At 48.3% G+C, this 26,560-nt stretch carries 22 protein-coding genes; 17 read left to right on the top strand and 5 right to left on the bottom strand.

The features are described 5' to 3' along the window. Positions 1-63 precede the first annotated feature (63 nt). Positions 64-1,224 carry a glycoside hydrolase family 25 protein gene (locus FYJ66_RS00580; RefSeq protein WP_154571585.1) on the top strand — a complete coding sequence of 387 codons (1,161 nt, stop codon included), beginning with the start codon at positions 64-66 and terminating at the stop codon, positions 1,222-1,224. Between the two features lie 88 nt (positions 1,225-1,312). Next, positions 1,313-2,065, top strand: a complete 753-nt coding sequence (locus FYJ66_RS00585) for an exodeoxyribonuclease III (RefSeq protein ID WP_270302294.1) — start codon at positions 1,313-1,315, stop codon at positions 2,063-2,065. Between the two features lie 95 nt (positions 2,066-2,160). Here FYJ66_RS00585 and FYJ66_RS00590 read toward each other — a convergent pair whose 3' ends face one another. Beyond that, entirely contained in the window at positions 2,161-2,850 is a 690-nt protein-coding gene (locus tag FYJ66_RS00590; protein WP_206156933.1) for an SGNH/GDSL hydrolase family protein, read from the bottom strand. A gap of 272 nt (positions 2,851-3,122) precedes the next feature. Here FYJ66_RS00590 and FYJ66_RS00595 point away from each other — a divergent pair, with 272 nt between their 5' ends. The 5 genes from FYJ66_RS00595 (at position 3,123) to FYJ66_RS00615 (ending at position 9,879) form a co-directional block, all read left to right on the top strand. Beyond that, entirely contained in the window at positions 3,123-3,749 is a 627-nt protein-coding gene (locus FYJ66_RS00595) for a DUF1836 domain-containing protein (protein ID WP_154571588.1), read from the top strand. Then, entirely contained in the window at positions 3,750-5,561 is a 1,812-nt protein-coding gene (lepA, locus tag FYJ66_RS00600; protein WP_154571589.1) for a translation elongation factor 4, read from the top strand. Beyond that, positions 5,551-6,897 (top strand): radical SAM family heme chaperone HemW, encoded by a 1,347-nt coding sequence (hemW, locus tag FYJ66_RS00605; RefSeq protein ID WP_154571590.1) that lies wholly within the window; start codon positions 5,551-5,553, stop codon positions 6,895-6,897. Before lepA ends, hemW begins: the two co-directional genes overlap by 11 nt. Before the next feature lie 35 nt (positions 6,898-6,932). Next, a complete protein-coding gene (gene glpK, locus FYJ66_RS00610) occupies positions 6,933-8,438 on the top strand; it encodes a glycerol kinase GlpK (RefSeq protein ID WP_154571591.1) in 1,506 nt (501 codons plus the stop codon). Positions 8,439-8,568: 130 nt separating this feature from the next. Continuing rightward, complete coding sequence (locus tag FYJ66_RS00615; RefSeq protein WP_154571592.1) at positions 8,569-9,879, top strand: DUF1015 domain-containing protein; 1,311 nt, start codon at positions 8,569-8,571, stop codon at positions 9,877-9,879. A 164-nt stretch (positions 9,880-10,043) separates the two neighbouring features. On the opposite strand, the gene FYJ66_RS00620 is transcribed toward FYJ66_RS00615, so the two are convergent. The 4 genes from FYJ66_RS00620 to FYJ66_RS00635 form a co-directional block, all read right to left on the bottom strand. Beyond that, positions 10,044-10,289 (bottom strand): TM1266 family iron-only hydrogenase system putative regulator, encoded by a 246-nt coding sequence (locus FYJ66_RS00620; protein ID WP_154571593.1) that lies wholly within the window; start codon positions 10,287-10,289, stop codon positions 10,044-10,046. A 199-nt stretch (positions 10,290-10,488) separates the two neighbouring features. Beyond that, positions 10,489-11,940: a nitrogenase component 1 gene (locus FYJ66_RS00625; RefSeq protein ID WP_154571594.1), complete on the bottom strand. Its 1,452-nt coding sequence runs from the start codon at positions 11,938-11,940 to the stop codon at positions 10,489-10,491. Positions 11,941-11,993: 53 nt separating this feature from the next. After that, positions 11,994-13,331, bottom strand: coding sequence for a nitrogenase component 1 (locus FYJ66_RS00630; RefSeq protein WP_154571595.1), 1,338 nt, complete (start codon positions 13,329-13,331; stop codon positions 11,994-11,996). 96 nt (positions 13,332-13,427) lie between these two features. Next, positions 13,428-14,183: a nucleotide-binding protein gene (locus FYJ66_RS00635; RefSeq protein WP_154571596.1), complete on the bottom strand. Its 756-nt coding sequence runs from the start codon at positions 14,181-14,183 to the stop codon at positions 13,428-13,430. A gap of 429 nt (positions 14,184-14,612) precedes the next feature. Between FYJ66_RS00635 and FYJ66_RS00640 the strand changes: the two genes are divergently transcribed. The 10 genes from FYJ66_RS00640 to scpB all read left to right on the top strand — a co-directional run bounded on the left by FYJ66_RS00640 (position 14,613) and on the right by scpB (position 26,513). Continuing rightward, positions 14,613-15,404, top strand: a complete 792-nt coding sequence (locus FYJ66_RS00640; RefSeq protein ID WP_154571597.1) for a nucleotide-binding protein — start codon at positions 14,613-14,615, stop codon at positions 15,402-15,404. Beyond that, positions 15,358-18,033: a nitrogenase component 1 gene (locus FYJ66_RS09160; protein WP_206156934.1), complete on the top strand. Its 2,676-nt coding sequence runs from the start codon at positions 15,358-15,360 to the stop codon at positions 18,031-18,033. The genes FYJ66_RS00640 and FYJ66_RS09160 overlap by 47 nt, the downstream gene beginning before the upstream one ends. Next, complete coding sequence (gene hypF / locus FYJ66_RS00650) at positions 18,030-20,489, top strand: carbamoyltransferase HypF (protein WP_154571598.1); 2,460 nt, start codon at positions 18,030-18,032, stop codon at positions 20,487-20,489. The genes FYJ66_RS09160 and hypF overlap by 4 nt, the downstream gene beginning before the upstream one ends. 26 nt (positions 20,490-20,515) lie before the next feature. Beyond that, positions 20,516-20,725, top strand: coding sequence for a HypC/HybG/HupF family hydrogenase formation chaperone (locus FYJ66_RS00655; protein WP_154571599.1), 210 nt, complete (start codon positions 20,516-20,518; stop codon positions 20,723-20,725). Positions 20,726-20,758: 33 nt separating this feature from the next. Next, positions 20,759-21,832 (top strand): hydrogenase formation protein HypD, encoded by a 1,074-nt coding sequence (hypD, locus tag FYJ66_RS00660; RefSeq protein WP_154571600.1) that lies wholly within the window; start codon positions 20,759-20,761, stop codon positions 21,830-21,832. Between the two features lie 74 nt (positions 21,833-21,906). After that, positions 21,907-22,911: a hydrogenase expression/formation protein HypE gene (gene hypE / locus FYJ66_RS00665; protein WP_154571601.1), complete on the top strand. Its 1,005-nt coding sequence runs from the start codon at positions 21,907-21,909 to the stop codon at positions 22,909-22,911. 144 nt (positions 22,912-23,055) lie between these two features. Then, on the top strand, positions 23,056-23,880 hold the full coding sequence (truA, locus tag FYJ66_RS00670; protein WP_206156935.1) for a tRNA pseudouridine(38-40) synthase TruA: 825 nt from the start codon (positions 23,056-23,058) through the stop codon (positions 23,878-23,880). A gap of 76 nt (positions 23,881-23,956) precedes the next feature. Continuing rightward, the gene (mtnA, locus tag FYJ66_RS00675) at positions 23,957-25,051 is read left to right on the top strand and encodes an S-methyl-5-thioribose-1-phosphate isomerase (RefSeq protein WP_154571603.1); all 1,095 of its coding nucleotides are present in this window, start codon (positions 23,957-23,959) and stop codon (positions 25,049-25,051) included. Further along, positions 25,052-25,885 carry a segregation and condensation protein A gene (locus tag FYJ66_RS00680; protein WP_154571604.1) on the top strand — a complete coding sequence of 278 codons (834 nt, stop codon included), beginning with the start codon at positions 25,052-25,054 and terminating at the stop codon, positions 25,883-25,885. After that, the gene (scpB, locus tag FYJ66_RS00685; protein WP_235897299.1) at positions 25,872-26,513 is read left to right on the top strand and encodes an SMC-Scp complex subunit ScpB; all 642 of its coding nucleotides are present in this window, start codon (positions 25,872-25,874) and stop codon (positions 26,511-26,513) included. The genes FYJ66_RS00680 and scpB overlap by 14 nt, the downstream gene beginning before the upstream one ends. Positions 26,514-26,560: the final 47 nt, after the last annotated feature.

Below are 26,560 nucleotides of genomic sequence, written 5' to 3' on the forward strand. Positions count from 1 at the left end.
ATAACACACTCTGGATGAATATAATACAGGTGCTGTGTTTATATATGATATAATACCCACATTATGAGAAGAAAAAAATATGGAAGAAAGCCCTCCGGCTACAGGCACAGGAGGAAAAGGTCTGTAAAAGGCGAAATAGCTAAGAAAATCCGCCGGATAAAACAGAATATAAAAAGAAAAATCAACAAGTGGTGGCATGAGCACCGGGTCAGATTTCTGGTGATTTCCATAGGAATAATGGCAGTCCTCATCCTTGCCATTGCCCACGGGTGCACAAGGTCTGCCCAGAGAATATCAGAAGATGGTTTCACCCATGACTCCAGGTTCAGCAACAGCCTTATTCTTGATGGAATCGATGTTTCCTATGCCCAGGGCTCCGTGGACTGGAAAGCCGTAAAGAAGGCAGGAGTTGATTTTGTTTTTATAAGAGCAGGATTTACCGCCGGAGGGACGGGCAAAAAATATACAGATGAAAGTTTTGCCAATAACATCCAGGAGGCTGAAAGAGCCGGTCTCATGACAGGGGTGTATTATTTCTCTCAGGCCACAACAACGGAAGAAGCCCGGAAAGAGGCGGACTATCTGGTGGATCTGGCGGAAGATTACCAGGTGGACCTGCCACTGGTCATGGACTATGAACTCCTGGAAGGAGGCAGGCTGAGTGCGGCCTATTCCAAGGGGATGACTGCTGAACAGGCTACCAGCAACGCCCTGGCATTCTGCAGTGAGGTTGAGAAGAAAGGGTACGATTCCATGGTCTACGGCAATTCCTCATTCCTTCAGAACAACCTGGATCCTTCAGTTATTGGAAGCAATACCCACGTCTGGATGGCCCACTATGCCAGTGCCACCAACTATCCTTATCTCTATTCAGTCTGGCAGGCCAGTGATTCAGCCTGGGTCAGCGGAATAAATCACACTGTGGACAGAGATTTTATGTATGTGGATCCGGACAGCGGATACAGATCATATGGAGATGGAAAGAACAGGAAGTCTGTTAGCAAATGCACTGTGGAGCTAGGCGACAGGTCCTCAGTGTACATGGGATTCAATGTGGAGCCTGGAGTAAAGGTATATGATGGAAGGAAGAAGCTGAAGGAAGGAAAGGATTATTATCTTTCATACGTAAAGAATACAGAGCCGGGTACAGGTTATGTAGTGATTTCAGGAAAAGGCGATTACAAAGATATGAGCTTTTCCAGCTTCCGCATTAAAGGCATCTAGGAAAAATTCTGGTTTATAAGAAGACAGTATAGCGGCAACTGCTGCAGTTAAGGGGCAGCGGAGATCTACAGATAACGGAGGAAGTATGATCAGATTTATATCGTGGAATGTTAACGGGTTCAGGGCAGTTTTGAAAAAGGGTTTTGAAGATTATTTCAACCTGGCTGACGGAGATTTTTTCTGCCTTCAGGAAACTAAAATGCAGGAAGGACAGGCCGATTTTCACCCGGAAGGCTATTATGAGTATTATTCCTATGCTGAGAAAAAGGGATATTCGGGAACGGCAGTGTTTGCAAAGAGAGAGGCACTGTCTTTTACAACAGGCATCCATGGAAAGCACAATGATGAAGGAAGAGTGATTACTCTGGAGTATCCGGAATTTTACCTTGTGTGCTGCTACGTTCCAAATGCTCAGCCTGAACTGAAGAGAATAGATTACAGAATGGAATTTGAAGATGACATGAGAGAATATCTCAATGAGCTGGACAGCAAAAAGCCTGTAGTATACTGCGGCGACTTAAACGTGGCTCATGAGGAGATAGATCTGAAGAACCCGGGACCAAACAGAGGAAAGGCGGGATTCTCCGACCAGGAAAGGGGAAAAATGACTGAACTTCTGGGTTCAGGTTTTACTGATACCTTCCGTAAACTTCATCCAGATGAAACTGGTGTATATTCCTGGTGGTCATACAGATTTAATGCCCGGGCCAATAATGCAGGGTGGCGCATAGACTACTTCATAGTTTCAGAACGGCTGACTAACAAAATTCACAGGGCTTCCATAGAAACCCAGGTTTTGGGCAGTGACCACTGCCCTGTAGTTCTGGAACTGGATCTGTAGATAAGCTTCACAATCCTGCTGACCCGGGAAAAAACAGGGTTCTCACGAGAGAATGGAGAAGAGGGATCAACTATCCAGCTAATTCTGACAGCTTTCTATGCCAGCTTCATGTTGCGAAGGGAGCCGGTCAGATAATCAGCAATGAACTGGTGGCCTTTTTCGTTAGGATGCATTCCGTCTATGCAGAGATACTGACTGTAATTATCCTGGGATTCAATAGCAGACCGGATATCGATGACCGGGAGATTTTCTTCTGATGCCAGTCTCAGGATTATCTTGTTGTATTCCTTATGCCACTTGTAGATATTATTAATATCTCCTTCTATGTAGCGGAGAATGCTCTCTCTGTTAAGATCCTTCGACACCCAGTTGAAGAACCGGGCAGGATCAAGAGGGGGCAACGTCAGGAGGATAGGTTTAAGTCCTCTGGAACGGGCATCACTGATCATCTCTCTGTATCTGTTCTCAAACTGGTCCATGGGAGTTTTGGCTGAATGGAACTCCCCGGGAGTGTCGGCAATGGCTTTCCAGTTGAGATCACAGTCGTTTCCGCCGAATTCCAGTATGGTGTAATCGAAGGAGCCCAGGGAAGAAGCCCTTCTCTTCATTATCTGCTCGCCCTTTGACACTGTTGCGCCGAATACGGAATAATTTGCAAATGGAATATTGAGCTTTTTCTGAGTCAGTGAAATAAAGTTGTCTTTAAGGTGGATGTATTTCTGACGGGCTTCGTCGAAAACCACACCTTTTGCAACAGAATCACCAAATACACAAATGCCTTTCATTGACTGCCTCCTGCAGCAGGACTGCTTATATGTAAAATCTGGATAACAAATATCTTGTAATATGATATTGAAAATCATATTACAAGATATTTAAAATGTCAATAACTGATATGCTGTGCGAATAATACGTCAAAGATATGATTTAACTGAATATGGCATACCTTCAGACGCAAGGTCTGTTATTTTTTCCATTTTTCTTCTATAATCTATAAACGTAAGCTTGGGAAGGACTAACTGGATAATTTGCAGGCGCACAGGCCCGGGAGAAATACATGACAGATAAGACAGACAAGGAAATAAGAGAATTGGCGGAAAAGTTCCGCGCTGTGAGACCTTCAGAGTGGAAGGATATTCCGGATATACACCTGTATAAAGATCAGGTTATCGAGATCATGGAGGATCAGCATATCGGATTTGCCATTGATGAAGACGAATCCTTAACGCCGGCCATGATCAACAATTATACGAAAAGCGGCCTGTTGCCCAGGGCGGAAGGAAAGCGATATGACAGGAACCACATTGCCTTTCTCACTGTGATATGCATGCTTAAACAGATACTGCCGGTGAAGACCGCCGGACAGCTTCTCAGGGAATTCGCAGGAGACAGCAGTGATACGGAAATTTTTTACGAAAAATATCGTAAGCTCCTTGATGAGAAGTGCGCAGAAACCGGGGAACTAATAGATGGCTGCGGCGATGAGGAAGAAATAATAAACCTGGCTGTCCAGCTGGCGGTCAGCAGTTATGTGGAAAGACTGGCCTGCAAACGGCTGACAGAGCTTTTGTCAGAGGACAGGGAAAAGGCCAAGGCAAACAAGGAAAAGCCAGCCCGGGAAGACAAGACGAAAAAGAATCAGAAAGAAACAGAAAACAGGGCTCACAGGAAGGGTAAAGAATAAATGAAGGAATATCTCAAGAATATAAGGAATTTCAGTATTATCGCCCACATAGACCACGGCAAGTCAACCTTGGCGGACCGGCTCATAGAGAAGGCCGGAATGGTGGACACTCACGATATGAAGGACCAGTTCCTGGACAATATGGATATCGAGAGGGAACGTGGAATCACCATTAAGCTTCAGACCACCAGGCTGAGGTACAAGGCAAAGGACGGAGAAGAGTATATTCTGAACCTGATTGACACTCCAGGTCACGTGGATTTTAACTACGAGGTGTCCAGATCCCTGGCCGCCTGCGACGGGGCTGTTCTGGTGGTAGACGCCACTCAGGGAGTTGAGGCTCAGACTCTGGGCAACGTATATCTGGCCATGGATGAAGATCTGGAGATCATGCCGGTCCTGAACAAAATGGATCTGGACAGCGCCAGACCTGAGGAGTGCAAGGAAGAAATCGAAGACATCATAGGACTGGATGCAGAGGATGCTCCGGAGATTTCAGCCAAGACCGGTTTCGGTGTAGACGAAATGCTGGAGAAGCTGGTTCAGACTTTGCCGCCGCCTCAGGGAGATCCGGAAGGAAAGCTGAAGGGCCTGATTTTTGATTCTTATTACGACAGCTACAGGGGAGTAGTAATATACACCAGGATATTTGACGGAACGGTGAGAAAGGGTGACACCATTCTGATGATGAACACCGGCAAGAAATATGAGGTAACTGAAGTAGGATACAGCCTGCCGGCCATGGTGCCTTCAGACTGCCTGAAGGCCGGTGAAGTTGGCTATATCTGCGCAAGCATCAAGAGAGTGGCCGATGCCCGGGTAGGAGATACCATCACCCTGGCTTCAGCACCAACGGAGAAGCCTCTCAAGGGATATAAGAAAGCTCAGTCCATGGTTTACTGCGGCATCTATCCTGCAGAAGGAGAGAAATACGAAAACGTAAAAGACGCCCTGGAAAAACTCCAGGTGAACGACGCAGCCTTTAATTTTGAACCGGAGAATTCCACCGCCCTTGGATTCGGCTACCGCTGCGGTTTCCTGGGCCTTCTTCACATGGACGTAATTGTGGAGAGGCTGGAGAGGGAATTCGACCTGGATGTAATAACCACCCTTCCAAGCGTTATCTACAAGGTAATCATGAAGGACGGTTCAGTCAGAATGATCCAGAATCCTACAAACCTTCCTGATCCCGCAGAAATTCAGGAAATCCAGGAGCCGATTGTAAAGGCTGACATAATGACACCTAAGGAATACGTGGGTTCAATTATGACTCTCTGTCAGAACAGGCGGGGAAAAATGACCAACATGGAATACCTGACGGAAACCAGAGTCCAGCTGGATTATGAATTGCCTCTCAATGAAGTCATCTACGACTTTTTCGACGCACTGAAGTCGAGGACAAGAGGATATGCTTCCCTTGACTACGAGTTCCTCAAGTATCAGAAGGCAAAACTGGTGAAGCTGGATATACTCCTGAACAAAGACCTTGTAGATGCCTTCAGCACAATCGTGCCTGAGTCAGAGGCCTACGCCAAGGGCAGGGCCATGTGCGCCAAGCTGAAGAAAATCATTCCTATGCACCAGTTCGAGGTGCCGATTCAGGCAGCAATAGGGCAGAAGATTATTGCCAGGGAAACCGTAAGAGCCTACAGGAAGGACGTTATCGCCAAGTGCTACGGCGGAGATATTTCCAGGAAAAAGAAGCTTCTGGAGAAGCAGAAGGAAGGAAAGAAACGTATGCGGCAGTTCGGCAAGGTTGACGTTCCTCAGGAGGCTTTCACAGAGGTGCTTAAGTTTGACGATGACAACTAACAATAATTACAGCACTGGAGTCTATATTCACATTCCTTTCTGCATAAAGAAATGCAATTACTGCGCTTTTCTGTCAGAAGGAATATGTGAGAACTCAAAGTACGAGAAAGAACCAATGGGATCCTTCGTGGCCGAAGAAGACTGCACTGAACTGTGGAACAGGAAAATCCAAAGGTATGTGAACAGCCTCATCAAAGAAATAGAGATAAGAGGAAAGGGAGAAATAGTGAATTCTGTTTTCTTCGGGGGAGGAACACCCTCCATCCTTTCGGCATCTCAGGTTAACTCCGTAATTGAGGCAGTGAAAAATAATTTTTCACTGGAGAAAGGCTGCGAGATAACTCTGGAAGCAAACCCTGCAACTTTGTCTTTTGAGAAGCTGAGAGGATACAGGGAAGCAGGGGTCAACAGGCTGTCCCTGGGAGTCCAGAGCACCAGAGACAGTACCCTTAAGTATCTTGGCAGGATTCACAGCGCCGAACAGGCTGCCGGAGATGTGAGGCTGGCCCGGAAGGCGGGGTTTGATAATATTAATCTGGATTTGATTTTTGCCGTTCCGGGCACTGGAATTCCAGATGTTATGAAAGACCTGGAAAACATTACAGCACTGGAGCCGGAACACATTTCTTTCTACAGTCTGCAGCTGGAAGAAGGCACTCCTTTTTTCAGGGCCTTCGAAGAAGGAAAGCTTCACGAAGTTCCCGATGACATTGACCGGCAGATGTATCACAGGGGATGTGAGTTTCTGAAAGAACGTGGATATATTCACTATGAAATATCAAATTTTGCCAGACCGGGAAGAGAGTCCAGACACAATTTGAAGTACTGGTCCATGGAGCCATACTACGGACTGGGCCTGGGAGCAAGTTCGTTTCTGCCCGTGTTTTCGGAGGAAGGTAAAATACCTGCTCGCCACAGGAGCCTGTCTGGGGAAGCGCCGGAAAATGGCGGACATGAGAAAGATTTTTTTTACAGAAGCACAAACGTATCTGACCTTGACGAATATTGCAAAAACATAGAAAACGATACGTACAAACCGGGGGAAATCCACAGAAATAACGAAAAAGACAGCATTTCTGAGGGAATTTTTACAGGGCTACGCAGAATGGAAGGAATTACCTGGCAGGAGATTTACAGACTCAGCGAGGACTTCCATGAAACTCAAAATTGTTCTGATGCCGTAGCTGAACAGTGGTTCCGGAAGTATTACGACGAACAGACAGGTGAGCTGGAGGATTTTGCAGCCGGAGGATTTGTGATCGTAGATTCCCGGGGAATGAGGCTTACTCAGAAAGGGATAGACATCAGCAACAAAATAATGGCACTTTTTGTATAGGTTTAATTTGTTCATATTATTCAGGAGGAAGGAAATTGAGCAAGTTCATTATGGCGCTGGATCAAGGTACGACCAGCTCGAGATGCATTATCTATGACAAGAGAGGTAATATCGTAAGCGAGGCTCAGTCAGAGTTTAAGCAGTATTTTCCAAGGGAAGGCTGGGTTGAGCATGATGCTATGGAGATCTGGTCTACTCAGATGGGAGTTGCTCAGGAGGCGCTTCTTAAGAAAAATCTGACTTACAGGGACATTGAAGCCATTGGCATCACTAACCAGAGGGAGACTACTGTAGTCTGGGATAAGAATACAGGAACTCCTGTTTGCCCTGCAATTGTGTGGCAGTGCAGGAGAACGGCTGACTATGCTGCTGAGCTGAACCGGGAAGGTTACGGGAAGATGATCAGGGAGAAGACCGGCCTGATTATTGATGCTTATTTCAGCGGAACGAAGCTTAAGTGGATATTGGACAACGTTGAGGGAGCACGGGAAAGAGCTGAGGCAGGAGATCTTCTTTTCGGAACAATAGAGACCTGGCTTGTGTGGAAGATGACCGGCGGAAAATACCACGTGACGGATTATTCCAATGCTTCAAGGACCATGCTTTTCAACATCCACACCCTCCAGTGGGATAAGGATATCCTGGAGCTTCTGACTATTCCGGAAAAAATGCTGCCGCAGCCTGTAGAGAATTCGGGAGTTTTCGGGGAAACTGTAAATGAGCTGTTCGGCGGACCAATTCCAATTACCGGTCTGGCCGGTGATCAGCAGGCGGCCCTGTTCGGGGAAACCTGCTTCAACAAAGGAGACGTAAAGTGCACCTACGGCACAGGCTCATTCCTCCTTTTGAATACCGGCGAGGAGCCTGTTTTCTCAGAAAACGGCCTGCTGGCTACTGTAGCCTGGGGAATGAACGGAAAGGTTAACTACGCCCTGGAGGGCTCGGCCTTCGTCTGCGGCGCAGCTATTCAGTGGCTCAGGGATCAGCTGGGCATTGTGAAGAAGGCCTGCGATACGGAAAAAATGGCCCTTAAGGTCTGCGACAGTGACGGGGTCTATTTTGTGCCGGCCTTTGTAGGTCTTGGGGCACCATACTGGGATCCGGAAGCAAGAGGGTCCCTGTTCGGTATCACAAGGGGCACTACTAAAAACCACATTGTCAGGGCAGCCCTGGAATCAATGGCCTTTCAGAATGAGGATCTTCTCAGGGCAATGGAATCGGATATGAAGTGTAAGGAAGGCGATGCTGCCATTGAGACTGTAAAAGTTGACGGCGGCGCCTGCAGAAACAACTTCCTCATGCAGTTCCAGGCAGACATCTCAAACAAGAAGATTATCAGACACAAGAATATTGAATCGACTTCTATGGGCGCCGCCTACCTGGCCGGCCTGGCAACTGGCTACTACAAGTCTCAGGAAGACATTCTGGACAACTGCCAGGTTGACAGGATATTTGAGCCTGAAATGGACAGCGAGAAGAGACAGGCATCTGTGGAAGGCTGGCACAATGCAGTTGAATCTGCCAGAGCCTTCAGCCGTTAGAAGAAGTCTGAAGATACATGGAATAGTTGTTCGAATATATGTGCACTCCATGGCATGATAGGTTATAATGAAAAGGCCGGCAAATCTGCCGGGCTGATAAATAAAGAAAAATATGAAGGAGGAGTTTGCAATGGCAACTTATGACTGGGGAACATTCGGTTTCCATATTCCTGAAATGATGGTTCCTGCAGAGGGTACCGATTATGAGAAATGGGCAGTTGTAGCCTGCGATCAGTACACTTCAGAACCTGAGTACTGGGAAGAGGTAGAGAAGATCGTCGGAGATGCCCCATCAACACTCAGACTGATGCTTCCTGAGATTTTCCTGAACAAGCCTGAGGAGGCAGAGAAGACTGCCGCTATCCGCCAGACAATGGATAAGTACATGAAAGACGGAACTCTTAGAAAGCTGGCTCCAGGATGCATGCTGGTCAGGAGAACTGCAGAGGGAAGAAGTCGTCTGGGTCTGGTAATTGCCACAGATCTTGAAAGCTATGATTTCAGCAAAGGCTCTCACTCCCTGACAAGAGCTACTGAGGGTACAGTTGTTGAGAGAATACCTCCTCGCCTGAGAATAAGAGCAGGTGCCCCTCTGGAGCTGCCTCACATCATGATTCTTATTGACGATCCTGATAAGAGCGTAATAGAGCCTCTGGTAAATGCACCTCAGGAGGAGATCTACGACACTGATCTCATGATGAATGGCGGACACATTACAGGATCATATATTGCAGAGAAGGACCTGGAGGGTGCTAAGGAAGCTCTGTCAAAGCTGTTCGACAAGGCCATTGAGAAATACGGAGAAGGAAACGTGATTTTCCAGGCCATGGGAGACGGAAACCATTCCCTGGCTACAGCCAAGACTAACTGGGAGAACCTGAAGAAGGCTCTCACTCCTGAAGAGGCTGAAAACCATCCTGCAAGATACGCTCTCTGCGAGATTGAGAACATCCACGACGAGGGAATCGTCTTCGAGCCTATTCACAGAGTTGTATTCGCAAAGAAGAACCAGTCCGGAATGGATCTCGTAAATGAGACCGTTGAGCTCATGAACGAAATGAACGGCAAGGCATGTCTGGCAGAGGAAGGAGCAGCTGCACCAGAAGGCGGATTTGCAATTCCTTACCTGACAGGAGAGAAGAAGGGAACTATCCTGGTTGAAGGTCCTTCCACTAAGCTGGAGGTAGGAGCTCTCCAGAACGCCCTGGACGTCATTGTTAAAGAAAGAGAAGATGCAGACATAGACTACATCCACGGAACAAAGGCTGTTGAGTCCCTTTCTGCCGAGGATGGAAACGCAGGATTCATGCTTCCTGCAATGGATAAGTTCATGCTCTTCCCTGCAGTTGCAGCAGATGGAGCTCTTCCTAGAAAAACCTTCTCCATGGGAGAAGCCAACGAGAAGAGATACTACATTGAGGCAAGATACATCGGCAAGTAAGCCCGAGTAAAACCTGGTGAGAACTGAAAGCATATTGATGGCATATTGAAAGAACCCGGCGGGAGCCGGGTTCTTTTCGTGGTTATAGGGGCCTGTAGGATAAAAACCTGGCACTGACCGGTTCTGACCAGCCAGTGCCTTTTAAATTCTGAATAGTAAATATTCTAGTTTGTGGAATAGGTAACCTTGCAGCTTACGTCAGGGAGTCTGCCGATCTTTCCTGACAGTGAGCTGATGTCGTCCTGAGGGGCATCGATGATGACGGAAATGATGTTGATCTTCTTTTCTCTATAAGGGATGCCCATTCTTCCTACGATATACTGAGAATACTGGTGGAGAAGGTCATTGATCTGCTCTGCACTGTCAGTATTCTCTGCAATGATTCCGATAATTGCTACTCTGTTGTCCATGCTTTTTCCTCCTGGTTCATCTGTAGTTTATCTGCTGTTAATCTGTTCCTTCTGCAGCCGGCCTGGGGCCGGATTATGTTGTTCGGTTCCCCGGACAAATATTACAAGTTACTTATATCATTATGTCTGGAAAAAATAAAGACGTTCACAGGACTTACCCGGCCGGAAAGATGTCTGTAAGACAGTTTGCCCTTTTGTCCTAGTACTTCGGCACATCTATGAAAGGATGGTTGGCCTGTTCAATATCGTTGCTGTAGATAATATGCTGAGTTTCCAGCTGCTCTTTCATCCAGCCGGTGAATTCCGGTCCAATGAAAACAGGAATACTGCTTCTGTACATCCGCCCTGAATAAGCTTCGTGAGGCAGGTTGGCGAAACGGAAGCTTTCATCCTCCTCGCTGGCAATCTTGAGGGTATCCATGTTCTGGTCTTTTACATCCCGGGCTTTGATGAAAGCGGGGCTGTTGCTCCAGCTCCTCGGTTTGCGGTTTCCAGGAAGAATCCTGCTGAAAATAGGATCTCCCACAACGGTGGAGGCACCGGCCAGGGCTTTTTCCAGGTCTTCTTCTTCCCGGGAGTGGAGGTCACCATCTCTCAGGAGGCCGCAGGTGAATTCAGTTGTGCATATCAGGTGGACGTTTTTCATTCCAAAGTCATGTTCCAGGCAGGTTCTGACTGAGGCAGCAGCCAGGGCTTCGCCTATGACGAAGGCGCCGCCGGTGGCGCACTGTTTTATATTGTGAGGGTCCCGCCGGCTTTTATATTCGTTGTCTGCGTATGAGAAATCTTCTCTGATGTGGGTCTGAGAGGTTTTGGCTGACGGGTCCGGGCCGTCAAAAATGCTGCGGCACCGGCCGTCTGCGGCGGCTTCCCGGATCAGGGAAATCATTTTCTCCGAGGCGTATTTTCCCATGGGCACTCCCGTAACGTAGGGAATGCCAAACTTTTTTTTCATATAAACAGAAGCATTTCTTGCCGTTGAAGACAGGGCCACGTTAACGTCGGCTTCACCCATTCTTCCAATATGGTCCAGGGTTGAACCCATTGCCATGGTGCAAATAATCTGAAAGCCCGCTTCTTCAAAGAGCCTGGTCAGAGCCTCCACATTTCCTGTTACAGAGAAATCCAGGGGGTTGACGCCCAGCAGGTTGATCTTGATTTTTCCAGGAGCCATTTTTCCTTCCTTCTTATCAGACCCAGACGGATCATGGCAGAAGTTTTTTACAAGCATTTCCTGAGCGGCACAGGCTCCCAGCACATAGGTGTCCATGGCGTTTGTTGTGAATCCGAAGGAGGGGATACCTGTGCGCTGCTGGATTATTCTGGCAATTCCCTTCATATCGGTTGAAAGAAACAGAGGAATGAGGCCGGCAGTAACTACGATGAACCGGGGCTTTTTCTCCATTGCGGCATCACAGATGTCGGTTATCAGCTTCTCGTCGTTTCCCAGGATTACGTCGTTTTCCATCATATGGGAAATGTAGATCATGCTGTCCATGGTGTACCAGCGTGGCTCGTCGTGGGTGTTGTATGTGGAATTGCACCCTGAAGCGTCGTGCATCACCACCATGCCTCCCAGTTCATAGAGAACTGAATTGATTCCGAACAAATCTGCAGAATATGTAGATAGAACTCTCACTGCCTGTTTCACGGCATATACCTCCAATCAGCGTAGTTGCGCCTGCTCCTGATTTTCACGTTCAGCTATGCAGAGCATCCGAAGCCCTTGACCTGTATAATCGATTTTACGTCGTCTTCCCGGTCCATGGCATCTTCCATTTCACCGCACAGGCGGATGATAGCTTCGTATCCGTACCAGCCGTTGTTTTCAATCATGTTGACCATGTGGGTGGTTCCGGAAAAATATGCTGCTTTCTGACCTATGGCCAGCAGCCTTCCTCCTGCCAGGGTGGCGGCGTTCCGTGGGAAGAACCGGCTTTTGAAGTTTTTTGTTGCCCTGAGAGGCAGATCAGGATAGTTTTCCTGAAGCCATTTCAGTGCACCGTGATCATCAGGCATTACCACATCGCCGTAAATCATGGTGACATTAAATCCATGGGAAAGAAGGAGCCTGGTCAGAGAAAAGAAACAGGTGGTGGAACTCATGTCGATTACAACAGGTGCTCCGTCCAGCTTCTCCCTTGCCCTCTCCAGGGCAGCTTCAGCCTGAGCCCGGCGGCCTTCCAGGTAACCGGGTTTTATGGAGATTCCCAGCCTGCAGGCCAGCTTATTCATGTCTTCGTCGATTTCATCCATGTTCCAGGTATAAGGCATGTATATATTGTCCTGACCCAGCCGCTTTTTCAGATCTGCCGCTCCATAGGCTGCAACTGGCATGGAGTAGATATTAAGAGATCCCTTGTTCATCTCCTTGTATTCTGGGTAGGTTATGCATTTGCATATATCCCTTACGGTGTATCCATTATCTGTGAGGAGTTTCATGTGATCGCTGTTCGGTGTGATGGCAGTGTTGCTGCCAATCATGTTAACGGAACGGGGATCCTGTTCCCCGGGCCTGAGCCCGCCGTAAATCTGACTGCGGATGAACTCTTCAGGTGTAACTTCGTTTTTTTGCATCGTAGGTATCATATAGCACCGGATGAAATCGATGTCAGGATACCTTTCGTTAAGGGTGTCATATATATAGTCTACGTCAGTGGCCAGAAAGTGGTGAATGCATCCTGTAAATCCCAGCACAGCAGTAGGCCTTCTCGGGAGTTTGTCTATGATGTCTGAAATTCCTTCAATGAACAGCTCTTCCATGTCTCCGGAAAGAATGTCCCGCTCTTCAATCATGACCATGGAATATCTGTCCAGTCCTTCATATTCTGCGGCGGAAAGGACTACGCCACGAAGACAGGCGGAAGCGCCTACGTAGATCTGGTGGGCACCGGGAACCAGGTTGGCTGTATGGGTGATGGTCCATGTTCCCCTGGAAGGGCAGGTGTATTCAAGGCTGTCTCTGAAAGGCTCGTCTTCGGTTATCTGGCTTACCTTTATTTCGGCTCCTGAAGGATCTGGATTGTGAAGATCTACAAGCATGTGTGGCCTCCGTTATTTTCAATAGTGATTAAACTCATATTTGTACCTTTTAAGTGGGTGCCGGGCCTCTGGCTGATAAGCAGGAGGCAGCCGGGGTCAGGCGTTTGCTGTTCCCATGAGCTTGTAAGCCAGGGCGAGATAGTCCTGTGCTGCCGGAGCTCCCGGGAAGGCCTGACTCACTGTGAGACCCATGTCGCTGGCTTTTTTCACGGTCTCGCTGTACTCAAGCATGTGAACAATAGGGCATTCCAGATCCTCCGAAAGCTGGTAGAGCTTTTTCTCTTCATCAGGAACATTTCTCTTGTTGCCTATTATTCCGGCAAGGCCGTTGTGGCCTCTCCGCTTGAAATTGTCCATTGCAAGGCCCAGGTTCATTGCTGCGTGAATGGCCATCTGTTCTCCTGAAGAGACAACGAAGACCTGATCAGTAAAGTCCCGGCGGAGGGGCATGGAGAAGCCGCCGCAAACCACGTCCCCGAGAACATCAAAGAAGACTACATCAGGTTTCAGAATGTCTCCTGCGCCTTTTTCCTTCAGAAGCTCCAGGGCCTTAGCCACGCCTCTTCCGGCACAGCCAATGCCAGGGGTAGGACCGCCGGCCTCCACACAGATAACTCCGTTATAGCCTCGGATATACATGTCTTCCAGGGTTATAGCCTTGACTTTTTTCCTGTATATATCCAGCACAGGAGTAAGGGGCTTTCCCATCCTCAGGCTTATGGTGGAGTCAGCCTTCGGGTCGCATCCCACCTGCATTACAGTGAGACCCTGGCCGGCCAGGGCGGCAGACATATTTGAAACGGTGGTGGACTTGCCGATACCACCCTTGCCGTAAATGGCGATTTTTTTCATGATAATTCCTTTCGGTATAGTAAATAAAAACACTCCGCCCTGAGGCGGAGCATCTGTATTCATGAAAGCAGCTTATCTGATGTTCATGTAAGACACTTCCGGCTCTGAACTTGTCATTACCTGTCAGTAATCTGTATTTATGGTTATTGTATCAGCAGACCATGATTTGTCAATGAGCGGAAACAGCTGAAAATACCTGAAATTCCGGTATTTCAGTGTTATCTTTTAAACGTTCTTCTGCGTTGACTTGCATCAATGGGTGATGATACAATCCGTAAATAAAGACTGACTGTAAGGTTATCCAAGCGGGAAGGTGCAGTATGTCATTTGTATATAGAGACTTGTGAGATATATAGGCGCCGTTTCCCTGGAGACGGCGCTGTTTTTTATGCTTTTAAGTGCTTATAAGCAATATGAAAGGAAGATGAAATGATCAAACTTGCTGTATACGGTAAGGGAGGAATAGGAAAGTCCACTGTTACCAGCAACCTGGCTGCGGCATTTGCATTAAAGGGATACAAGGTGATGCAGATAGGCTGCGATCCGAAGGCTGACTCCACTATTAACCTTTTGCACGGGGACGGGGTTATGCCTGTCATGAATTACATGAGGGAGTTTGACCAGGAACCGGGAATAGAGGATATTATCCGCCAGGGCTTCGGAGGAGTGTACTGCGTGGAAGCAGGAGGCCCTACACCGGGCATCGGCTGTGCAGGAAGGGGAATAATCTCTACCTTCAACCTGCTGGATGATTTAAGGGTATTTGAAAAATTCAAGCCGGATATTGTACTTTACGATGTTCTGGGAGATGTGGTGTGCGGAGGATTTGCCGCACCTATACGGGAAGGATACGCAGAAGATATTCTGATCGTCACATCCGGGGAGAAAATGGCCCTTTATGCTGCCAACAACATTAAAACTGCAGTAGATAATTTTGCAGACAGAGGATATGCCAAGGTGAGGGGCATAGTTTTCAACCACAGAAACGTGGAGAACGAGGAAGAAAAGGTCAGCGCCTTTGCTGCCCAGTCGGGAATTCCTGTAGTAGGAGAGATTCCAAGAAGCCGGGAAATTCTGGAATTTGAGGACAAGTGCCTTACTGTAGTTGAAGGAGACCCTGATTCTGAGATTGCAGGAGCATTTTTCAAGCTGGCAGACTGGGTCATCAGAGACCATGAAGAAAGAGAGCAGAGAGAACTGGACGACAGTTCACAGAACTAAAGAGAAACATGGCCTTCTGGCCGGGAGAGCAACTATGGGTGGAAAAGCTTTTTACATTACAGCAGGAGAACTGGCAGACAGGGGATTTGAGTCCATGCCTGATGAGATGGTCAGCGGTAAAGGGCTGATTTTCTCTTCACCTGCCACCTTGTCGTACAACTCTCCGGGAGCCCAGGGGTTCGGAGTGAAGAGAGCAGGCCTTGTTATACCAGAATCAGTAATGCTTCTGGTTGCACCTGCCTGCTGCGGACGGAATACAACCATCCTTGGAGACATGGGAGGCTACAGCCACAGAACTTTTTTCCTGGAAATGGACGAGAACGACCTTGTTACTGGCCGTCATCTCACCGATATTCCACGGGTCATCAGAGAGCTTCTGAAGGTCTGCAGAAGCCGGGGCCAGGATCCTAAGGCTGTGGTGATCTGCATCACTTGCGTAGATGCGCTTATGGGTACTGACCTGGAAAGAGTCTGCCGCAAAGCTGAGGAAGAGACTGGCGTCAAGGTGGTGCCTACTTATATGTACGCTCTCACCAGAGAAGGAAGAAATCCACCTATGGTTGCAGTGAGGGAGAGTATCTACAACCTTCTGGAGAGACTTCCGGTGAAAACAAGAATGACTAATATTCTCGGTTTTTTCTCTTCCATTGATAAAAACTCAGAACTGTTTCAGGTACTGGGGCGCCTTGGAATAAACCAGGTTAAACAGGTGGCCGGGTGCAGTACCATGGATGAATTCCTTGAGATGGGCGCTGCCAATTTCAATATTCTCCTCCATCCGGAGGCCAGAAAGGCGGCAGTGAGCCTTCAGGAAAGGCTGGGAATGCCGTTTATCGAAATGTCCAGGGTATATGAAGTTGACAGAATAGGAAAACAGTACAGGGGACTGGCTGGCATTCTGGGTGGATCTGTTGAACTGGACCAGTGGGAGTCCCGGGCCGCTGAAGAAGCAGAGAAGTTCAAGGCTGATTTCAGTGGCAGGAGACTGGCAATCGGACAGGTGGTTGACGGCAGTCCTGCAGAAATGGCTCTGGCCTTCACCAGATTGGGCTTGAAAGTCACAGCCGTATTTGCCAATCAGGGGGAAGAAGATTTTCCATATATCAGGGAGCTGGCACAGCTGGACCCTGAGGTGAAATTCTACGCCACCCTCAGTCCGTCAATGATCAATTACAGAGAAGCAGGTGATGTGGATCTGACTCTTGGAATGGACGGAGCTTATTATTATCCGGAGGTTCCCAATGTGCCTTGGAACCAGGAAGACCAGCCATTTGGCTACAGCGGGTTCATAGAGCTTCTCAAATCTGTGAGAGAGGCTTTTGAGCAGGATAACAGATTGGCTCTTCCGGAAAAAATATCTTTCCCTGATCCGAAGATACAGGGCTGCCCTGCAGAGAAAGAGACTGGTGTAAAGGAAGAATACAATCCCTATGCTGATCCGGAGAACCGGGGACCAAAGGGAATGAGGCTGTTTATGTCACCTTTCACACCGGACCAGAGCGGAGCCTGCTCCGTCCTTTACGAGTACGGGGGAATGCTGGAAATCCTTGATGCAGGCGGATGTGTAGGAAATATCTGCGGATATGATGAGCCACGGTGGATGACAAAGACCAGTGCCATTTTCAGTGCTGGCCTTAGAGACATGGATGCCATACTGGGAAGAGACCAGCTGCTCATAGAAAAGACAGGAAAGGCCCTGGAGGACGTGAGCCCGGCCTTTGTGGGACTGATCGGCACGCCGGTGCCGTCGGTGATTGCAACTGACTACAGAGCCCTTAAGAAGCTGATGGAAAAAGACTACGGACTGCCTGTAGTGCCTGTGGAAACTAACGGGCTGGAGCTCTACGACAAAGGGCAGGAGAAAGCATATATGCAGCTTTTCAAACAGTTCGCAGAAGATGTTCCAGAAGAAGCTTCTGTCAAGTGGAATTCCGGCAGATATCTGGCCGGCGTCCTTGGAGCAACTCCCCTTGACACCCTAGGTTCAGACAGTCACCTGGAGATAGAAAAGATGCTGAAAAAAAACGGCATTCTCCCTGATGAGGCAGAGGTGGTAGTCTTCGGCAGAGGGGACAGATTTGAGAATCTGAAGGATGCCGGAAAGTTAAATGAGATAATAGTAGTTTCCCCTTCAGGAATGAAACCTGCCCTTTATATGAACGACAGGTTCGGCATTCCCTTCAGGACCATGTACCCCCTGGGAGGAGAAGATGTTTCCGGCCTGGCCAGGAAAATCATCAGGAACAATGAAGGCAGGATGCCATCAAAAATCCTGATCATCCACCAGCAGGTATTTGCCGATTCCCTGAGGAACGGTCTGAGAAAAGCCTTTGAGAATGATGAGAAGTTCTCCGGTGGTTCTCTCCCGGAAATCCAGTGCGCAACCTGGTTCATGACAAGGAAAGAGCTGATGGAACAGGGAGACGGAAGTTTGAGGCAGGAGAGAGATCTGACAGAAATGGTCTTTGGTGGAAATTACGACATGGTTCTTGGAGATCCGGTATACAGGCGTGCCCTGCCAGGATATAAAGGAATTTATCTTTCCCTTCCACATTATGTAGCGTCCGGGGAGCTGGCTGGAATCAGGACAGAGGAAGATTTCTGGCAAAAAGCTGGTGAATTAGTATGAAAGGCGAATACAGCGGACTTCTGATTAAAATTTACGGTATCGTCCAGGGCGTCGGGTTCCGGCCCTTTGTGGCAAAGACGGCCAGAGAAAACGGTATTACAGGATGGGTCTGCAACAGAGGATCTTACGTGGAAATACACGGAACAGGCAAGTCAGATGAAATGGAAAACTTTCTGAGAGATCTGAGAGAGAAGGCTCCGGACAGATCGGTGATTCTGAAGATAAAAACATGGGATGAAGAGCCGGAAATCCAGGATCCGGAAAATCTGAAAGACGACGATAAGGGATTCCATATTGTATCCAGCCGCAAAGACCAGGGACTGGTCTTCGTTTCCCCGGATATAGCCACCTGCCCGGAATGCACCAGGGAGCTTTTTGACCCCAAGGACAGAAGGTATCTTCATCCATTTATTAACTGCACTTCCTGCGGCCCGCGGCTCACCATTCTGGATTCCATGCCCTACGACAGGGAAAGGACCAGCATGGGAGAGTTTCCTATGTGCCCGGAGTGCAGGGAGGAATACACCAGCCCACGGACCAGGAGATATCACGCCCAGCCTGTGTGCTGCAACCACTGCGGACCGGAGCTGTACTTCCTGGAGAAGGACGGCAGCCGCCCGGTAACAGGAAACAGGGAGTCTATAATAAAGGCCAGAGAAATAATCAGAAATGGAGGCATTCTGGCGGTCAAGGGCATAGGTGGTTTTCACCTTTGCTGCGATGCCTCAGATGAAGAAGCCGTTCAGCGCCTTCGCCAGCTGAAGCACAGGGATGCAAAACCTTTTGCGGTAATGATGAAGAACATGGAAACTGTTGGCCGGGAGTGCAGGTATTCAGAAGCCCAGGAGAAACTCCTGACAGGCCCCCAGAAACCTATAATTCTTCTGGAGAAGAAGGCTTATGGAAAAAATTCTGAATTAAGTGGAGAACCATTGGCGGCACCTTCAGTGGCGCCGGGAAATCCCAATATGGGAGTGATGCTTCCCTATGCGCCGGTTCAGATGCTCCTCTTTGATTATCCTGACGGAAAGCCTATGACTGATGTGCTGGTAATGACCAGCGGTAATCCATCAGGGGCCCCAATATCCATGGATGACCTGGAAGCGGCGGAATTTCTCAGTGATCTGTCAGACGGAATCCTTTCTAATGGAAGGAAAATCAGGATCAGGGCAGATGACACAGTAATGTCTTTTTTCCATGACAGACCTTACATGATAAGAAGATCCAGAGGATATGCACCGCTGCCTGTAATAATGCCGGTGGAAATTCCTCACGGAATCCTGGCTGTAGGGGGAGAGCTGAAAAATACTTTTTGCCTTGGGAAGGAAGACATGTATTATCTGTCTCCATACATCGGAGATGTGGCTGACGTAAGGACAATAAAAGCTTTAAACCAGGCTGTGGAACGGATGGAAAGGCTTTTGGAAATAGAGCCGGAGGCTGTAGTGTGCGACCTGCATCCAGCCTACCACTCAGTGGAGGTGGCTGAGAAGATGGCCGAGAGAAAAAGGATTCCCTTGTTCAAAGTCCAGCATCACTACGCCCATGTGGCTTCATGTATGGCGGAAAATGGATATACGGATCCGGTTATTGGCGTGTCATATGATGGAACTGGCTACGGCCCTGATGGCACAATCTGGGGCGGTGAAATACTGGTAGCAGACCTAGAGGGCTATTCCAGAGAAGGTTCAATAGAACCCTTTGTTCATGCCGGCGGAGACATGGCCTCAAAGGAAGGCTGGAGAATAGCAGCTTCAATGGATTCCGCCATTGCGGAAGAACTGGGCCTGGGTACCCCTCAGGGAAGAAGAGCTATAGAGTTTATGAAGAACAGGGGGGTCAATGCAGTAAGATCCACAAGCTGCGGCAGACTCTTTGACAGCATAAGTGCTATACTGGGAGTGCGTTCCAATTCCACATATGAAGGGCAGGCATCTATGGAGCTTCAGTTCAGTGCTGAAAAGATGAAGACCGACGAAGATGCTGCTGAGTTAGCCCGGAAGTGCCGCTGGGATATTTCCCTTTCAGGAGGTCTTCTCAGATTCTGTGAAGGCAAAGACGGGGAGTACAAACCGGATTTTACAATGAGGACAGACCAGCTGTTCCGCTGGATAGGGAAAAAAATATCCGAAACAGCCGATGATACGGAAAATCCTCAGGAACTGGAAAAATGGGGCCAGAAACTGGCCTTTGTCTTTCACCGGGTGCTGGCGGATATGACCGTAGAGGGATGCTGCCAGGTTCGCAGCAAGTACCAGCTGGAAACGGTGGCTCTCAGCGGGGGAGTAATGCAGAATACACTCTTGGTGGAGATGCTTTCTGACTCCCTTGAGGAAAAAGGCTTCAGGGTCCTTCTTCACTCCCAGGTTCCACCTAATGACGGGGGAATCTCTCTGGGACAGGCGGCCATAGGCATGCACAGAATGATGAGTGAAGGCCGTGAGAACAAATACTAAAATCACAGAAAAAGAGAGGTGCAGAAATGTGTGTAGGATTGCCGGCAAAGGTTGCCGAGATTAAAGACGGCATGGCTGTTGTTGACGCTTCAGGAGTAAAACGTACAGTTTCAGCGGAACTGGTGGAGAATCTGGTTCCGGGAGATTACGTAATGGTCCATGCAGGTGTTGCAATAGCAAGGATAGGATCAGATGATGCAGAAGAAGCAGATCAGGTAATGGCTGGAATAAACTAGCCCCGCGGAATCAGATGCTCACGGAGATATAAAATGACTGACAACGAAAAAAGTTCTGTAATCAGGGCCCGCTCTATAGTTGAAAATTACAGTGGGCCCGAAATAAGAATAATGGAAGTGTGCGGAACTCATACCCACGAAATATTCAGGCTGGGGATAAGATCCATTCTGCCTGATAACATCCAGCTTATTTCAGGACCGGGATGTCCGGTGTGCGTCACTCCTATGTCTTATATAGATGAGGCAGTGTATCTTGCATTGGAAAAAAATGCCATAATCTGTACATTTGGGGACCTTGTAAGGGTTCCGGGATCAGAGATGAGCATGTGGCAGGCAAGAGGAAAAGGTGGAACTATTAAAACTGTCTATTCTCCCGTAGATGCCGTAAAGATTGCCGGGGAAAATCCAGACAGAGAGGTGGTATTTCTGGCAGTAGGCTTCGAGACTACCACTCCAGGAGCGTGCATAGCACTTGAAAAAGCTGTAAAAGAAGGAATTACAAACTTCTCTCTTCTGACGGCAAACAAAACCATGAGAAACGCCTACATCCAGCTGAAAACCAGCGCAGACGCCTATATGTATCCCGGCCATGTAAGCACAATGACCGGAATGGGGGTATACCGGGAACTGGCAAGGGACTACGGCATTTCAGGAGCAGTAACAGGTTTTACGGCAAGTGAGATAATCACCGCACTGGCTACAATAATCAAGAAGCTGGGAGAGGGAAAGCCTTTTGCAGAAAACTGCTATCCGAGAGTGGTTACGGAAGAGGGAAGCAGACCTTCCAGAGTAATTGTAAACAGGGTGATGGAGCCTTGTGACGCTGAGTGGAGAGGCCTGGGAGTCATTCACGATTCAGGTATGAGACTGAAGGAAGAGTACAGCAGTTACGATGCCAGGAAAAAGTTCTCCATTCCTGAAATGAACGGGGTTACCAGTCCGGGATGTCGCTGCGGAGAGATCCTTCTGGGACAAATTAAACCTTATGACTGTCCTCTTTATGGAAAAGTATGTACTCCGGAGCATCCGGTGGGTGCATGTATGGTTTCAGGAGAGGGCACATGCTCTGCCTACTACAAATACGGCAAATTAGATTTCATTAAATAAACCGGAGCCGGCGGCTGGTGAAGTGCCGGATATTCGGAAGAACGTACAGATAAAACAGAAAGCAGGCGATTCCAATGGAAAAATTCATTACCATGGCCCACGGAGCAGGGGGCAAACAGACCTCAGAGCTGATTCATGATATTTTCAAGAAATATTTTGACAGTCCATATCTCACTGCAGACGATGCAGCAGTTCTCCAGCCTCCTGCAGGGAGAATGGCCATGTCAACAGACGGATTTATAGTATCTCCAAGGGAGTTTCCAGGGGGGAATATTGGAAAGCTCAGCATATGCGGAACGGTCAATGACCTGGCATGTATGGGTGCAAAACCTCTTTATATTTCATGTGCCTGCGTAATAGAAGAAGGGTTCCCTGTAGAGACTCTGGAACGCTACGTGAAATCCATGGCTGAAACAGCAGCCAAGGCAGGTGTTCACATTGTGTCTGGAGACACAAAAGTGGCAGGAAAAGGCCAGGTGGACGGAATCTTCATTACCACCACAGGAGTAGGTGAGATAATGGCCGGAGTATCACCTGAGGGAACAAAGGCAGCTCCTGGAGATGCAGTTATTGTAACAGGAGATGTGGGCAGGCACGGAGCAACGATTCTGCTGGAAAGAGACGACTATGGGATGGAAGCTGAGATCACCAGCGACTGTGCTCCTCTGTGGGCGCCTGTTAACAAGGTCCTTGAAAAATGCCCGGATGTCCACGTTATAAGAGACGCTACCAGGGGAGGAGTGGGAACAGTCCTTTACGAGATAGCTGGTCAGAGCAAGGTGGGAATCAGGCTTAATTCTTCAGAGATTCCAGTAGACCCGCAGGTTGCAGGAGTTTGCGGAATGCTGGGCCTGGATCCTCTGTATCTTGCCTGTGAAGGCCGGCTGGTAATGTTCGTGCCGGAAAATGAAGCTGCAGAAGTAGTGGAAATTCTTCGGCAGTGTGAAGATACCAGGGGGGCAAAAATCATCGGAAAAGTTACAGAAGATCACCCTGAAGTGGTTACTCTCCTTACAGAAATTGGCACTGAAACAGTTCTGCCTCAGCCTACTGGAGAACTGCTGCCGAGAATCTGCTGATAAGATTGGAGTGTATGAACATCGAGGCCTGAATCCAGCTGGAGATTCAGGCCTTTTTTAATGCAACGTGCCTTGAGGGCCTTCGTTTACGGTGTGAATGTTTTCATGTATAATAGGCCCATGAATAACAAAGAACACAACATATTGTTGAAGATTAGATACGATGGTACTGATTACCGGGGCTGGCAGAGACAGCCTGATCATCCTACTGTTCAGGGCAGCATCGAAGAAGTTCTCAGCTACCTGGCAGGAGAACCTGTGGAAATATCAGGAACCAGCCGTACTGACAGCGGGGTGCATGCCTTGGGGCAATGCGCCTCTTTCAGGTGGAACAAACAGATACCTGTGGACAAGATTCCAATGATCATTAACCGCCGCTTTGGCAGCGCAGGACAGGGGCGGCCCAACAGGAACGGAGGAATTGAGATTGTAGATGCAAGAGAAATGCCTGAAGACTTTCACGCAAGATTCTCCTGTATCGGCAAAACATACCGTTACCTCATAGATTCCAGCGGAAGCCTTTTCAGAAGAAATCAGGCCTTCCTTTACAATGAAAAGCTGGATTTGGACAGAATGAGAGCTGCGGCTGAACTGATTCAGGGAACCCACGATTTCAAGTGCTTTGAGACAGCAGGAGGCACCCCCAGGGAAACTACTGTCCGCACAGTAAGCAAATTATCCATTAATGAAGTAAACTGGGGAAATTCAATGCCGGATCCAGAGCAAGTCAGGGATTCGTGTGGCAGGACCATTGCCATTGAAATAACAGGAGATGGCTTCTTGTACAACATGGTCAGAATCATAACCGGAACCCTGGTGGAAATCGGCGCCGGAAAACGGCAGCCGGAGGAAATGACGGAAATTATTGAAAGCAGAAACAGATCAAAGGCAGGCTTCACCGCACCACCCCAGGGTCTCTACCTTAAGGAAATCTATTTTGACCACAAATTCGACCAGTATCTGAAATAACTGTTTTTTGCAGCAAACAGGGCGAGAAACAATAATCATCAAGTAATCCACAAGTAATAAATCCAAGGAGGCACTAATGGCAATAGAAGACATAATACCCGTAAGATTTCAGGACGACAAACTTTTCCTGCTGGACCAGACAGAACTTCCTGCCCACGATGAATTCCACGAGGCAGGTTCCATAGAAGAACTGTGGTACGCAATAAAGATGCTGGCCGTAAGAGGTGCACCGGCCATAGGTGTGGCAGCAGGCTACGGAATGTATATCAAGGCCAGGGATTATGTAAAAAAAGAAAATATCTCAGATGAGGCAGAACCGGCTGTAATTAAGTCTTTTATTACCACTCTGGAAGAGGCGAAGGCCTATCTGGATTCTTCAAGACCGACGGCAGTAAATCTTTCATGGGCCACAGCAGAAATGCTGGAGGCTGCAAAAAAAGCCGGTGAGAATACCGGAGTAACCTGCGGACAGATTGTGGATCTTCTGAGAGAGACTGCAGAGAATATCAGAAAGACCGATTACGACAGCTGCTTCGCTCTGGCAGAAAACGGCCTGTCTCTTCTCAAACCTGGAATGGGCATCCTGACTCACTGCAACGCAGGAATACTGGCGACGGCAGGCTATGGCACAGCCCTTGCTCCTCTCCATCTGGGACAGGAGAGGGGTTACGGCTTCAAAGTCTATGCCGATGAGACCAGACCTCTTCTCCAGGGGGCCCGCCTCACTGCATGGGAACTTATGAAATCCGGTGTAGATGTAACACTCATCTGCGACAACATGTCCTCCCTGGTGATGAAGAAGGGACTGGTGGATGCTGTGGTAGTAGGCTGCGACAGAATGGCTGCCAACGGAGATGGTGCAAATAAAATAGGAACATCTGCCCTTGCTGTTCTGGCAAAGGAATACGGTATTCCTTTCTATATGTTCGTACCTACATCTACCATCGACCTTAATACTCCTTCAGGAGATGAAATCGTAATAGAAGAAAGAGAAGGCAGTGAGATCTATAAGAAATGGTACAGCCGTCCTATGGCTCCGGCAGGAGTTAAAACTTTCAACCCTGCCTTCGATGTTACAGACCACAAGTACATCACTGCCGTGGTAACAGAAAAAGGTGTGATCCGTCCGCCTTATGATGTTTCGCTAAGAGAGATCATGGGAGAAAAGTAATTGTATAAAGTAAAGATTCAAAGCTTTGAAGGACCTTTCGACCTTCTGGTGTATCTGCTGGAAAACGCCAGAATGGATATTTATGATATCAACATTTCCGAGATAACCAGACAGTATATAGATTATCTCAGGCAGATGGAGAGCATGGATATTGAAGTGGGAAGCGAATTCATCGTGCTGGCTGCAGTTCTGATCCGCCTGAAGTCCCGGATGCTTCTGCCTAGAGTCAATAAAGAAGGGGATACTGTAATAGATGAAGACCCCCGGGCAGAACTTGCGGCAAGGATACTGGAGTACCGCAGGACGAAGCGGATTGCCGAGATGCTCCAGAAAAGAGAAGAGTACATGGAAGCCGTTCTCTCCAAGCCGGGAGAGGATATTTCCCAGTACCTGAACGCACCGGTTGAAATCCTTGATGTAAGCAGCCAGAAGTTCGTCAGCGCCTTCCTGGATTTTCTGGAGAGGCGGAAAAGAGTGACGGACGTGCGAACCAGGTACCAGAGGGCCAGAAGTCCCAGGGAATCCATAGAAGAGAGAATAAAGAAAATGAGCCGGCTCCTTGAGGAAAAACTGAAGGACTCCAGCACAGTCAGCTTCTTCGACCTGGTGCCAGATCATCCGGACAGATACGACATGATATTGTCCTTTTCCTCTTTGCTGGAAATGATGAAGACCCAGGGCTATGATGCCAGGCAAAGTGAACTGTTTGGAGAAATCCTGGTAGAAAAAGGTCCTGACTTCGGCAAGAAGCAGAGGGAAAAAGAGGACAGTGAAAACACAGATCAGGAGCAAATAGAACTAACAGATACAGGTGGAAGTAATGATGCAGAATAAGAAAGCTGCAATGTCAGCACTGGAATCAATGCTGTTCATTTCAGGTGAACCCCTGGACGTAAAGAGCGCTGCCGGGGCCCTGGATGCAGACAGGAAAGATGTGTTGGAACTGCTGGAGGAACTGAAATCGGAGTACGATGAGAAACAGGGAGGAATAAGGATCCGCCGGATCAACGACTCCTTCCAGCTGGTAACTCCTGCAGAGAACAATGTGTTTATTGAAAAACTTTGTACGCCGGTGAGGGTGAAGAGGCTTAGCCAGTCAGCTCTCGAGGTTCTGGCAATAATCGCCTACCAGCAGCCGGTAACAAGAGGAGAAATAGATTCCATAAGGGGAATAAAAAGCGAGAGGGTTATTGACAATCTGCTGAACAAAGACCTGATCAAGGTCACCGGCCGCTCTGACGCCATCGGCAGGCCTTACACCTACGGCACAACCGACCAGTTCCTTATGAAATTCGGATTTTCCTCCATAAAAGACCTTCCGGACCTGGATAATTTTGACGAAGACAGGCAGACAAGATTTACGGCAGATCAGCTTGAAGGTGCTGTCCACGAGACAGACCATCAGACACAGGAAGAATACTCAGAGGAGGAAACTTTAAGTAACCAAAATCATAGTCAATAGTGATTAAATGTGTTAAAATATGCTCATGGAGGATATTATTATGAACA

Origin of the sequence: Allobaileyella intestinalis, assembly GCF_009695865.1 — a bacterium.
In the GTDB taxonomy this organism is placed as follows: domain Bacteria; phylum Bacillota; class Clostridia; order Peptostreptococcales; family Anaerovoracaceae; genus Allobaileyella; species Allobaileyella intestinalis.